The sequence below is a fragment of the Rahnella bonaserana genome, assembly GCF_019049675.1.
GTDB classification, from domain to species: domain Bacteria; phylum Pseudomonadota; class Gammaproteobacteria; order Enterobacterales; family Enterobacteriaceae; genus Rahnella; species Rahnella bonaserana.
This window is the reverse complement of record NZ_JAFMOW010000063.1, coordinates 55,360-67,480: the sequence shown is the minus strand read 5'-3', so window position 1 is coordinate 67,480 and position 12,121 is coordinate 55,360. Positions and strand designations below refer to the sequence as shown.

Genomic DNA, 12,121 nt, shown 5'->3' with positions numbered 1-12,121 from the left:
ACGGACAGATCCTATGACCGACTCTTCTTTGCAACGCCTGCTCACCATTATGAAAACCCTGCGTGATCCTCAGGCCGGTTGCCCTTGGGATAAAGAGCAAACTTTTGAGACGATTGCCCCGTACACGCTGGAAGAAACCTACGAAGTGCTGGACGCCATCGCCCGCAAAGATTACGACGATGTGCGCGACGAACTGGGCGATCTGCTGTTTCAGGTGGTGTTTTACGCACAAATGGGCAGCGAGCAGGGGCTGTTTGAGTTTGACGACATCTGCAATGCCATTTCGGACAAATTAGAGCGCCGCCATCCGCAAATCTTTGGTCAGGAAGCGGCGTGGTCGAAAGATGCCAGCAGCAAAGATGTGCTGGTGAAATGGGAAGCGCGCAAAGCAAAGGAACGGGCGGAGAAATCCCTGCATTCGGCGCTGGATGACATTCCTTCCGCGCTGCCTGCGCTGATGAAAGCGCACAAAATTCAAAAGCGCTGTTCGAATGTCGGTTTCGACTGGACCACGCTCGGGCCGGTGCTCGACAAAGTGTATGAAGAAATCGACGAAGTGATGTTTGAAGCGCGTCAGGCAGTCATCGACGAAGAAAAGCTCGGTGAGGAAATCGGCGATCTGCTGTTTGCGACGGTGAACCTTTCCCGACATTTAGGCCACAAAGCGGAAGATGCGCTGCAGGCCGCCAACCGCAAGTTTGAGCGTCGTTTCCGGCAGGTCGAAGAAATTATCCGCGGGAAAGGCTTAAACATGGACGATGCTACACTTGAGCAGATGGAAGACGCCTGGCAGCAGGTGAAAAAATCAGAAGGCTAGGTTAGCTCTCCGACTTTGATCGGAAACAAGATCTGAATCTGCTGAAACGGTTAAGCTCAGTGTCATTCGCCACTTATCTGGCTGATCTGAGAGCAGTAAAGTCCAACAAATTGATATCTAAGATGTTTTAGTGGTTCATGCGAGCAACTCAGCACTTTTCTGAAGTTAACTGATTGTTTTTGAAAGAATGAGAGGAAAGGGCTGGCAGGGTTAACCCTTCTGAACTGACGGTAAGGAAAACGATGATGGACAGCAAAACGTTTATTTGTGGCGCACACAAGGTTCCGGTATACTGTTTTCCCGTCTTGGTTACTCCATCATCTTTAAACCTAACCTCTCAGGTTCAGCATGACAACTAATTATATTTTTGTGACCGGCGGGGTCGTATCCTCTCTGGGTAAAGGCATTGCCGCAGCCTCACTGGCGGCTATTCTCGAAGCCCGTGGCCTCAACGTGACCATCATGAAACTGGACCCGTATATCAACGTGGATCCGGGTACGATGAGCCCAACTCAACACGGCGAAGTCTTCGTTACCGAAGATGGCGCTGAAACCGATCTCGATCTGGGTCACTACGAGCGTTTCATCCGCACCAAGATGACTCGCCGCAACAACTTCACCACTGGCCGTATTTATTCCGACGTGCTGCGCAAAGAGCGCCGTGGCGATTATCTCGGCGCAACCATCCAGGTTATCCCGCACATCACCAACAACATCAAAGAACGCATCATTGAAGGCGGCGAAGGCCACGATGTTGTGCTGGTTGAAATTGGCGGTACTGTTGGTGATATCGAATCCCTGCCATTCCTGGAAGCGATTCGTCAGATGGCAGTTGAAGTCGGTCGCGAGCACACGCTGTACATGCACCTGACGCTGGTGCCTTACATGGCCGCTGCCGGTGAAGTGAAAACCAAACCGACTCAGCACTCTGTAAAAGAACTGCTGTCTATCGGTATCCAGCCAGATGTGCTGATCTGCCGTTCAGACCGCGCCGTGCCTGCCAACGAACGTGCGAAAATTGCCCTGTTCTGTAACGTGCCGGAAAAAGCGGTTATTTCTCTTAAAGATGTTGATTCCATTTATAAAATCCCAGCCCTATTGAAATCTCAGGGTCTGGACGACTATATTTGTAAACGTTTCAGCATCAACGCGCCGGAAGCTAACTTGTCCGAATGGGAACAGGTTGTTTACGAAGAAGCCAATCCGGGCGGCGAAGTCACCATCGGTATGGTGGGTAAGTACATTGAGCTGCCAGATGCCTATAAATCAGTGATTGAAGCGCTCAAACACGGTGGCCTGAAAAACCGTCTGACCGTGAACATTAAACTTATTGACTCTCAGGATGTCGAAACCCGTGGTGTCGAAGTGCTGAAAGGCCTGGACGCAATCCTTATCCCGGGCGGCTTCGGCTACCGTGGTGTAGAAGGGAAAGTGGCGACGGCGCGCTATGCACGTGAAAACAACATCCCATATCTGGGCATTTGTCTGGGTATGCAGGTTGCACTGATTGAGTTCGCCCGTAACGTCGCGGGTATGGAGAACGCCAACTCCACCGAATTTGTGCCAGACTGTAAGTTCCCGGTGGTCGCACTTATCACCGAATGGCGCGATGAAGAAGGTAACGTCGAAGTACGTTCCGAAGACAGTGATTTAGGCGGTACCATGCGTGTAGGCGGGCAGCAATGTCACCTGAACGACGGTAGCCTGGTTCGTGAGATGTACGGCGAGCCGACAATAGTTGAACGCCATCGTCACCGTTACGAAGTGAACAATATGCTGCTCAAACAAATCGAAGCCGCAGGTTTACGCGTAGCCGGTCGCTCTGGCGATAAGCAACTGGTGGAAATCATCGAGCTGCCTAACCATCCGTGGTATGTGGCTTGCCAGTTCCATCCAGAATTTACGTCAACGCCGCGTGATGGTCATCCGTTGTTTGCAGGCTTTGTGAAGGCTGCCGGTGAGTATCAGAAGCGTCAGGTAAAATAAAATACCGGCGAAACGATGTGCCTCAGGCACGTCGTTTAACCGAAGCTTTAGTTAACTTGTACTGAGGAAATCCTAATGTCCAAAATCGTTAAAGTCATCGGTCGTGAAATCATCGACTCCCGTGGTAACCCGACCGTAGAAGCTGAAGTTCATCTGGAAGGTGGTTTTGTTGGTCTGGCTGCTGCGCCATCTGGTGCTTCTACCGGTTCCCGCGAAGCGCTGGAACTGCGTGACGGTGACAAATCCCGTTTCCTGGGCAAAGGCGTACTGAAAGCCGTTGCTGCAGTTAACGGTCCTATCGCTCAGGCTGTAATCGGTAAAGACGCGAAAGACCAGGCTAACATCGATAAAATCATGATCGACCTGGACGGTACTGAAAACAAATCTAACTTCGGTGCTAACGCGATTCTGGCTGTTTCCCTGGCTGCTGCTAAAGCGGCTGCTGCTTCTAAAGGTCTGCCACTGTACGCACATATCGCAGAACTGAACGGCACCCCAGGCAAATACTCTATGCCACTGCCTATGATGAACATCATCAACGGCGGCGAACACGCTGATAACAACGTTGATATTCAAGAGTTCATGATCCAGCCTGTTGGCGCTAAAACGCTGAAAGAAGCCATCCGTATGGGTTCTGAAGTGTTCCACACCCTGGCTAAAGTTCTGAAATCTAAAGGCATGGGTACTGCTGTTGGTGACGAAGGTGGCTACGCGCCAAACCTGGGTTCTAACGCAGAAGCTCTGGCTGTTATCGCTGAAGCGGTTAAAGCAGCAGGCTACGAACTGGGTAAAGACATCACTCTGGCGATGGACTGTGCGGCATCTGAGTTCTACAAAGATGGCAAATACGTTCTGGCTGGCGAAGGCAACAAAGCGTTCACTTCTGAAGAGTTCACTCACTTCCTGGAAGACCTGACTAAACAGTACCCGATCGTGTCTATCGAAGACGGTCTGGACGAGTCTGACTGGACTGGCTTTGCTTACCAGACTAAAGTTCTGGGCGACAAAATCCAGCTGGTGGGTGACGATCTGTTCGTAACCAACACCAAGATCCTGAAAGAAGGTATCGACAAAGGCATCGTTAACTCCATCCTGATCAAATTCAACCAGATCGGTTCTCTGACCGAAACTCTGGCTGCGATCAAAATGGCGAAAGACGCTGGCTACACTGCCGTTATCTCTCACCGTTCAGGCGAAACTGAAGACGCTACCATCGCTGACCTGGCTGTTGGTACCGCTGCTGGCCAGATCAAAACCGGTTCTATGAGCCGTTCTGATCGTGTTGCTAAATACAACCAGCTGATCCGTATCGAAGAAGCGCTGGCGGCTGCGGGTACTCCTGCTCCGTTCAACGGTCTGAAAGAAGTTAAAGGTCAGTAATTACTGCCCCGTAACGCTTTCTTAAAAAACCCGCTTCGGCGGGTTTTTTTATGTCCGCAATTTAGGGGAAGATGCGGATATCTTCCGCTTACAGCAATAAAGAAAGCGTGGCGCTCGCGCTGTGTTCGCTGGCCTGCAGATAATCCGGGGAGTGCGTTAACAGCTGATTGATCAGTAATTCCACCAGTAACATCCCGCCGACTTTTGACGTCAGTAATCCCGCCGTCAGCGGGCCCTCGGGTTTAGCGGCCACCAGTAAAATATCAGCCAGCGAGGAAAGCGGACTACGCAGCGTATTACTGATGCCGATAACGGTGGTGCCCTGACGCTTTGCCAGCGCGGCGGCGTGCAATACATCTTTAGTGGAACCTGAGCTGGAAATGACCACCACAATATCCCGGTCGTCCAGACTCACGGCATTCATCGCCGCACGGTGCATATCGGCGAAACATTGCGACGCTTTACCCAGACGCAGCAATTTATAGCCCAGGTAGTCCGCCACGATAGCGCTGGCCGCGACACCATACACCTGAACGGAGCGTGCGTTATGGATGTGCAACGCTGCGTCCGCCAGTACCTGACGATCAAGCAGTTTTCCGGTATCACGCAAAGCGGTGATGCTGTCTTCTATCAGCGTCTGAACGTCGTCATTTCCTTCTGCCGCCGGCAACGTCGGATTTTGCCGCGTCTCCAGCGCCAGACCCATTTTAAATTCGGTAAACCCCTTGCAACCCAGCTGGCGACAAAGCCGCGTGACGCTGGCTTCACTGGTATCACTCTCACGCGCCAGCTCAGTAATGGTCAGGTAAAGCACGCGCTGTGGCTGCTCCAGTACATAACTGCCCAGTTTATGCAGAGTCGGACTGTAATTCTCCAGCCCCTGACGCATTCGCAGTAACAGCGTGCCTGTTTCCTTGGTCTGACTCACTCGGCTCTCCTCAGAATAATTGACCTGACTAGTTTGGCTGATGTGACGCAGTTAACGCCAGAAGAATTCCGTATGGATAACGTTGTACATTTGATGGTAATTATTATTTTAATTATATAGTGTGGTGAAAATAATTATCACAACAACACAACGCGGAGTCATCTCATGTCGATATTTAATGGTTCAGGGGGCGGGGCGTGGTTCGAAAGAGCCCAAAAATTTGGCAAGTCATTCATGTTGCCCATCGCTATTTTGCCTGCAGCCGGATTGCTGCTGGGAATTGGCGGGGCGCTTTCCAACCCCAATACGCTGGCGGCGTATCCGTTTTTGAATATCTCGTTCCTGCAGGCGATTTTCACCGTCATGGCCAGCGCCGGGTCGATCGTCTTTGCCAATCTGGCAGTGCTGTTTGCCGTCGGCGTTGCCGTCGGACTGGCGCGCAGTGATAAAGGAACCGCTGGCTTGTCCGCGTTGCTCGGCTATCTGGTGATGAACGCCACCATCAACGCCATCCTGATCCTCAAAGGGCAACTGGTCACCACCAATCTCAGTGCGGCAGGGCAGGGAATGGCGCTCGGCATCCAGACGCTGGAAACCGGCGTATTTGGCGGCGTGGTGATTGGTCTCGTGACGTGGTGGTTGCATCAGCGCTATAACAAAATCGAATTACCGCAGTTTCTCGGATTTTTTGGCGGTTCCCGCTTTGTGCCAATCATCACCTCCGTCGCGGCTATCGTCGTCGGGGCGGTAATGTTCTTCATCTGGCCACATTTCCAGAAAGTGATTTTTGGCATGGGCGGACTGGTGGATGCGACAGGATACCTCGGCACCTTCATTTACGGTTTTGTGCTGCGTATGCTCGGCCCGTTCGGTCTGCATCATATTTTCTATCTGCCTTTCTGGACCACCGCACTCGGCGGTACTGACGTAGTCAACGGGCATCTGGTGGAAGGCACGCAGCGCATCTTCTTCGCGCAGCTGGCAGATCCCAATACGCAGCAGTTTTATATCGGCACTTCACGGTTTATGTCCGGGCGCTTTATTACCATGATGTTTGGTCTGGTGGGCGCATGTCTGGCGATGTACCACACGGCGCGGCCTGAGAATAAAAAGCGCGTCGCCGGGCTGCTGCTTTCGGCGGCACTCACCTCCTTCCTGACCGGGATCACCGAACCTATTGAGTTCTCGTTCCTGTTTGTCGCGCCGATGCTGTATGTCCTGCACGCGGTATTCGACGGTCTGGCGTTCATGATTGCCCACATTTTGCAGATCACCATCGGACAGACTTTCTCCGGCGGCTTTATCGACTTCATCCTGTTCGGCGTTTTACAAGGCGAAAGCAAAACCCACTGGATGTACGTCCCGCTGGTGGGTGTGCCGTGGTTCGCTCTTTATTACTTCTCTTTCCGTTATCTCATCAGGCGCTTCAACTTCAAAACGCCGGGGCGCGATGAGGCTGAAGTTCAGCAGGATAGCGTCGTCACCGATCGCGCCGGACTCATTATCGACGCACTGGGCGGGGCGGCCAATATCGCGGAGCTCGATTGCTGCGCAACGCGTTTGCGCATCAGCGTCCGCCAGGCCGCCGGAATCGATGAAAACAAGCTGAAATCGAGCGGGGCGCGTGCCGTGCTGATACGCGGAAACGGTATTCAGGTCATCTACGGACCGCATGTCACGATTATTAAAAATGAAATTGAGGAGATGTTGGGAGTATGAATCAGTCAATGTTAACGACCGTCAGGGGACAGTTGATCGTGTCCTGTCAGGCGCTGGATGACGAACCGCTGCACAGCGATTTTATTATGAGCCGCATGGCGCTTGCCGCTCTGCAGGGCGGCGCAGCGGGGATCCGCGCCAACAGTGTGGCTGATGTTAAAGCCATTCGCGCCACTGTTCCGCTGCCGGTTATCGGCATCATTAAGCGGGATTATCCGGCAAGCGATGTCTATATCACCGCGACCCTGAAGGAAGTCCGCGAGCTGATGGCCGTCGCACCGGATATGATCGCGATGGATGCCACTTTCCATCAGCGACCGGGTGAATTACAACTTGCGGCGCTGGTGCAACACATCCGTGAAGCGTTCCCGTCTCTGTTACTGATGGCGGATATCGCGACCTTAGAAGAAGCGCAAAATGCGCAGGCTTTAGGTTTTGATTGTATCGGTACAACATTGCACGGCTATACTCAGGAGACGCAGGGCAGCAAACTCTGGCATGACGACTTTGCCTTCCTGCGACAGGTGCTGGCGCAGTGCACGACGCCGGTCATTGCAGAGGGAAACGTGGATACACCAGAAATGGCAGCGCGATGTTTAGCGCTTGGGGCGCATTCCGTAGTGGTCGGTGGTGCAATTACCCGCCCGCAGCAGATCACGCAACGCTTTACTGACGCCATCCGCTCTCTGCACTCATAAACATTTTTGCACACACTCCCGCTGTGGCCTGTATTTGGCGCAGCGGCTGTGATCTGCGATAATGCGCGCTGATTTTTTTAGAGATGACTGAGAAACCGATGCAGTACCCGATTAATGAGATGTTCGAAACCCTGCAAGGGGAAGGCTATTTTACCGGCGTGCCGGCGATTTTCGTTCGCCTGCAAGGCTGTCCTGTGGGTTGCAGCTGGTGCGATACCAAACATACCTGGGATAAAATTGCCGATCGGGAAGTCGATATGCAGCGCATTCTGGTCAAAACCGAAGAGAGTGATGCCTGGGGCAATGCCACGTCCGAACAGCTGCTGGATGTTATCGCGCAGCAAGGTTACACCGCGCGTCACGTGGTGATCACCGGCGGCGAGCCGTGCATTTACGACCTGACAGAACTGACGTCATTGCTGGAAAAGAGCGGTTTCAGTTGCCAGATTGAAACCAGCGGCACCCACGAAGTCCGTTGCTCGGTGAATACCTGGGTGACTGTTTCGCCGAAAGTGAATATGCGTGGCGGCTACGACATTCTGCCGCAGGCGCTGAAACGTGCTGATGAAGTGAAACATCCGGTGGCGCGTCAGCGTGATATCGACGCTCTGGATGCCCTCCTCGAAACGCTGACTGACAGCAAAGCGCGGATTATTGCCCTGCAGCCAATCAGTCAAAAAGAAGAAGCCACCAGACTGTGCATTGCGACCTGCATTGCAAGGAACTGGCGGCTGTCGATGCAGACACATAAGTATCTGAACATTGCGTAATACCCTGCATCCTTCGCGCTGTCTCTGGGTTGGCTGCTTTCATTCACCCCAGTCACTGACTATTGTCAGCTCCGGGGGATTCATTCAATTGCCGCCTGGATAAAGCACGAATGATTTTGGGTATTTTGCGTTAACCTTTATACACGCAACCCGCTGTGCATGTTTCTTTGACGCGCACGGCGCTGAGCAGTGGCAGCTTAGGTTTCATCTCGTTCCAGATCCACGCGGCCAGCACTTCGCTGGTCGGGTTTTCTAAGCCCGGAATATCGTTGAGATTATAGTGATCGAGACGATCCAGAGTCGGATTAAACGCGGCTTTCAGATCGGCGAAATCCATCACCCAGCCGGTGTGCGGATCCACTTCACCGGTGATTTCTAAACGAACGGTGAAAGAGTGGCCATGCAACCGGCCGCATTTATGCCCGGCTGGCACATGCGGTAAATGGTGGGCGGCTTCGAACTGAAAATCTTTAAATAATGTGGTGGTCATGAGGCAGTCTCGTTGCTCGAAAAAACGCGGCATAGTACCGGAATACCGGCTTACGTGCCATGACTTAACTGCGCTTTTCTTCACCAAATCCTGACTTTTACTCTCTTTACTCCGCCCGCATTGCTGGCATACAGTGAGCCGGTAGAAACTAACCTGTTGAGATAGTGAATGATTACTGTGCTTCGTTGCGTTGTTCTGGCGCTGTTGTTCTCTGCCAGCGTGCAGGCTGAAACTACGGCACCCGATCAGAAGGCCGTGCCGGCTGCGGCCAAACCCGCGCCCGCTGTGGCGAAAGCCTCTGTCGCCAAAGCGCCGGCCGCCAAAAGCCCTCTGGTTTTCCCGCAGGGATCCGGCGTGATGCATATTCCGCTCGCGGGCGTTAAAAAGCCGCTGGACGTTTTTACCTATCAGCCGGTTGGTGCAGATGAAACGACGCCGGTCATTATGGTAATGACGGGCGTGGATCGTAACGCCGCCACCTACCGGAATGACTGGATGACCGTTGCCGATCAGTATCATTTGCGCGTGGTGGTGCCGCATTTCAGCGAGCAGGATTTCCCCGGTGCTGCAGGCTATAACCTGGGTAATCTGACTGACAGCAAGACTCACCGCCGTTTGCCGAAATCTCAGTGGGCGTTCAGCATTGTCGATAACGTGTTCACCACACTGCAAAAGCAGGGCATCACTCAGCAGAAGCAATATTATCTGTTTGGAAACAGCGCGGGCTGCCAGTTTGTCCACCGTATGCTGACGTTATTGCCTGAGCCGAATGTGAAAGCGGCAGTTTGTGCGGCGGCGGGTTGGTGGACGTTACCGGATACCGATCAGCGCTGGCCTTACGGTTTACGTGAAGCGCCGGTCGCAGTCAGCCAGCAACAACTGAACGATTATTTTGCCAAACCGGTGCTGATTGCCGTGGGCGCTGAAGACGACGATCCGGAAAACCGCCTGCTGCGCAAATCCAAGCAGGCGATGGCGCAGGGCACCAACCGTCTGGAGCGGGCCGAAAGTTATTTCACCACGTCTCAGCAACGCGCAGAACAGAACAACACGCCGTTTAACTGGCACTTTATGGACTTGTCAGATGTCGGCCACAGCGGCAGTAAAATGTCGGTGTTTGCCGCGGGGCAGTTTGCCTGGTTTGAACAGCACAACGCTTTCCATCTCTGAAAACGTCTGCGAGAAACCCGGCCTGAAAAAAATTCATCACCCCGCTCCGGCGGGGTTTTTCTTTATTCGTCCGCGACTTGGCAAAAGGCTCTGAACAGGCAGGAATTTTTTTTAGCGATTTCAGTATGATAAAAATCTCCGCTTACCACTTTTTCAGATAGAACTTACCTCTAAATCCTCTTAGTCATTTTGGTTATTTATTATTTCCATCACTTCTTTAATTGTTATTATCCGGCTCGTTAACCTACACCTACTAAAAGGTCTTTCCCGCGCGTACTCACACCGAATAAGCCGCCGGAGGCCGGATTGATGACTTGCTTCTGCATAAGGGAATTCGTACCGCGATGACGACTCAGGCACCTCCAACTTCACTGCTCCCGCTGACCCCCGAGCAAATGGCCCGCCTTCAATCGGCGATTGGTGATTATTCGCCGACTCAGATGGCCTGGTTGTCCGGCTATTTCTGGGGCATGGTCAATCAGCAACCGGGCGCAGTGGCCGCTGCCGCACCTGTGCAGGCTGCCGCGTCGGTCACCCTGATTTCTGCTTCGCAAACCGGTAACGCCCGTCGAGTCGCTGAACAGTTACGCGATGATCTGACGGCTGCAAAAATTAACGTCAACCTGGTGAATGCCGGCGACTATAAATTCAAACAAATTGGTCAGGAAAAGCTGCTGCTGATCGTGGCCTCCACGCAGGGCGAAGGCGAACAGGCTGAAGAAGCGGTCGCGTTGCATAAATTCCTGCAATCGAAAAAAGCCCCGCAAATGAAAGACACGGCTTTTGCGGTGTTTGCACTGGGTGATACGTCCTACGAATTCTTCTGTCAGGCGGGTAAAGACTTTGATACCCGTCTGGGCGAACTCGGCGCAGAACGCCTGTTAGATCGCGTTGATGCCGATGTTGAATATAAAGAAGCGGCAGAAAACTGGCGCAAGCGTATTGTTGATGTGCTGAAACAGCGCGTGCCGGCAGATACTGGCGCTCAACCCGCGCCGACGCTGGCGGGTAGTGTAAATCAGGTCGACAGCAGCCCTTACACCAAAGAAGCGCCGCTGACAGCGACACTTTCTGTTAACCAGAAAATCACGGGTCGTGATTCTGACAAAGACGTGCGTCATCTGGAAATCGAACTCGGTGATTCCGGCCTGCGTTACCAGCCTGGCGATGCGCTGGGGATCTGGTTTGAAAACGATCCGCAACTGGTACAGGAAATCGTGGAGTTGCTGTGGCTCAAAGGCGATGAAATCGTCGAAGTGAACGATAAAAAACTGTCACTCTCAGACGCACTGCAACATCACATTGAACTGACCCAGAACACCACGCCGATTATCGAGAAATACGCCGCGCTTTGCCGCGACGAACATCTGACCGGTTTGCTGGCGGATATACCTGCTTTGCAGCAATACGCGCAGACCGTGCCGTTCGCCGACATGGTACGCCGTGCGCCGACTGAGCTGGATGCCCAGCAACTGGTGGATTTGCTGCGTCCGCTGACGCCGCGTCTGTATTCGATTGCCTCTTCGCAGGCGGAAACCGAATCTGAAGTGCACATTACGGTTGGCGTGGTGCGTTACGACATCGACGGGCGTGCGCGTACCGGCGGCGCTTCCGGCTATCTGGCCGACCGTCTGCAAGAGGACGGTGAAGTGAAAGTTTTCATCGAACATAACGACAACTTCCGCCTGCCGGCCAATCCGGAAGCGCCGGTCATTATGATAGGGCCCGGCACCGGTATTGCGCCATTCCGCGCGTTCATGCAGCAGCGTGATAACGACGGCGCCAGTGGCAAAAACTGGCTGTTCTTCGGTAACCCGCACTTTACCGATGATTTCCTGTATCAGGTCGAGTGGCAGCGTTACGTGAAAGACGGTCTGCTGACCCATATCTCTCTGGCATGGTCACGCGATCAGGCAGAAAAAGTGTACGTACAGGACAAACTGCGCGAGCAGGGTGCGGAAGTCTGGCAGTGGTTGCAGGAAGGCGCGCACGTTTATGTTTGCGGCGATGCCAACCGTATGGCGAAAGATGTAGAGCAGGCGTTACTGGAAATCATTGCTGAATACGGCGTGATGGATCTGGAAACCGCCGACGAATATCTCAGTGAATTACGCCTGGATCGCCGTTATCAGCGCGACGTCTACTAACGAATCAGAGCAATGA

At 53.1% G+C, this 12,121-nt stretch carries 10 protein-coding genes; 8 read left to right on the top strand and 2 right to left on the bottom strand.

All coding sequences use genetic code 11. The features are described 5' to 3' along the window. Positions 1–13 precede the first annotated feature (13 nt). The 3 genes from mazG (at position 14) to eno (ending at position 4,183) form a co-directional block, all read left to right on the top strand. Entirely contained in the window at positions 14–817 is an 804-nt protein-coding gene (gene mazG, locus J1778_RS12960) for a nucleoside triphosphate pyrophosphohydrolase (protein ID WP_217173522.1), read from the top strand. Positions 818–1,165: 348 nt separating this feature from the next. Next, on the top strand, positions 1,166–2,803 hold the full coding sequence (pyrG, locus tag J1778_RS12955; RefSeq protein WP_217173521.1) for a glutamine hydrolyzing CTP synthase: 1,638 nt from the start codon (positions 1,166–1,168) through the stop codon (positions 2,801–2,803). Positions 2,804–2,878: 75 nt separating this feature from the next. Continuing rightward, a complete protein-coding gene (gene eno, locus J1778_RS12950) occupies positions 2,879–4,183 on the top strand; it encodes a phosphopyruvate hydratase (protein WP_217173520.1) in 1,305 nt (434 codons plus the stop codon). A gap of 88 nt (positions 4,184–4,271) precedes the next feature. Here eno and J1778_RS12945 read toward each other — a convergent pair whose 3' ends face one another. Further along, positions 4,272–5,072, bottom strand: coding sequence for a MurR/RpiR family transcriptional regulator (locus J1778_RS12945; RefSeq protein WP_217173695.1), 801 nt, complete (start codon positions 5,070–5,072; stop codon positions 4,272–4,274). A 204-nt stretch (positions 5,073–5,276) separates the two neighbouring features. On the opposite strand from J1778_RS12945, the gene J1778_RS12940 reads away from it, so the two are divergent. From J1778_RS12940 to queE, 3 genes are all read left to right on the top strand, one after another. Further along, the gene (locus J1778_RS12940) at positions 5,277–6,830 is read left to right on the top strand and encodes a PTS transporter subunit EIIC (RefSeq protein WP_217173519.1); all 1,554 of its coding nucleotides are present in this window, start codon (positions 5,277–5,279) and stop codon (positions 6,828–6,830) included. A gap of 8 nt (positions 6,831–6,838) precedes the next feature. After that, the gene (locus tag J1778_RS12935) at positions 6,839–7,528 is read left to right on the top strand and encodes an N-acetylmannosamine-6-phosphate 2-epimerase (RefSeq protein WP_217173694.1); all 690 of its coding nucleotides are present in this window, start codon (positions 6,839–6,841) and stop codon (positions 7,526–7,528) included. A gap of 98 nt (positions 7,529–7,626) precedes the next feature. Beyond that, complete coding sequence (queE, locus tag J1778_RS12930; protein ID WP_217173693.1) at positions 7,627–8,298, top strand: 7-carboxy-7-deazaguanine synthase QueE; 672 nt, start codon at positions 7,627–7,629, stop codon at positions 8,296–8,298. 130 nt (positions 8,299–8,428) lie between these two features. Here queE and queD read toward each other — a convergent pair whose 3' ends face one another. Beyond that, positions 8,429–8,788: a 6-carboxytetrahydropterin synthase QueD gene (queD, locus tag J1778_RS12925; protein ID WP_113877448.1), complete on the bottom strand. Its 360-nt coding sequence runs from the start codon at positions 8,786–8,788 to the stop codon at positions 8,429–8,431. Between the two features lie 168 nt (positions 8,789–8,956). Here queD and J1778_RS12920 point away from each other — a divergent pair, with 168 nt between their 5' ends. Continuing rightward, complete coding sequence (locus J1778_RS12920; protein WP_217173518.1) at positions 8,957–9,958, top strand: hypothetical protein; 1,002 nt, start codon at positions 8,957–8,959, stop codon at positions 9,956–9,958. A gap of 344 nt (positions 9,959–10,302) precedes the next feature. Beyond that, positions 10,303–12,105, top strand: a complete 1,803-nt coding sequence (gene cysJ / locus J1778_RS12915; protein ID WP_217173517.1) for an NADPH-dependent assimilatory sulfite reductase flavoprotein subunit — start codon at positions 10,303–10,305, stop codon at positions 12,103–12,105. The last annotated feature ends 16 nt before the right edge of the window (positions 12,106–12,121 follow it).

Excerpts from the sequence above, each read along its gene's own strand:
- mazG (WP_217173522.1), top strand. The coding sequence starts at position 14 with ATGACCGACTCTTCTTTGCAACGCCTGCTCACCATTATGAAAACCCTG.
- pyrG (WP_217173521.1), top strand. The coding sequence starts at position 1,166 with ATGACAACTAATTATATTTTTGTGACCGGCGGGGTCGTATCCTCTCTG.
- eno (WP_217173520.1), top strand. The coding sequence starts at position 2,879 with ATGTCCAAAATCGTTAAAGTCATCGGTCGTGAAATCATCGACTCCCGT.
- J1778_RS12945 (WP_217173695.1), bottom strand. The coding sequence starts at position 5,072 with ATGCGTCAGGGGCTGGAGAATTACAGTCCGACTCTGCATAAACTGGGC.
- J1778_RS12940 (WP_217173519.1), top strand. The coding sequence starts at position 5,277 with ATGTCGATATTTAATGGTTCAGGGGGCGGGGCGTGGTTCGAAAGAGCC.
- J1778_RS12935 (WP_217173694.1), top strand. The coding sequence starts at position 6,839 with ATGTTAACGACCGTCAGGGGACAGTTGATCGTGTCCTGTCAGGCGCTG.
- queE (WP_217173693.1), top strand. The coding sequence starts at position 7,627 with ATGCAGTACCCGATTAATGAGATGTTCGAAACCCTGCAAGGGGAAGGC.
- queD (WP_113877448.1), bottom strand. The coding sequence starts at position 8,788 with ATGACCACCACATTATTTAAAGATTTTCAGTTCGAAGCCGCCCACCAT.
- J1778_RS12920 (WP_217173518.1), top strand. The coding sequence starts at position 8,957 with ATGATTACTGTGCTTCGTTGCGTTGTTCTGGCGCTGTTGTTCTCTGCC.
- cysJ (WP_217173517.1), top strand. The coding sequence starts at position 10,303 with ATGACGACTCAGGCACCTCCAACTTCACTGCTCCCGCTGACCCCCGAG.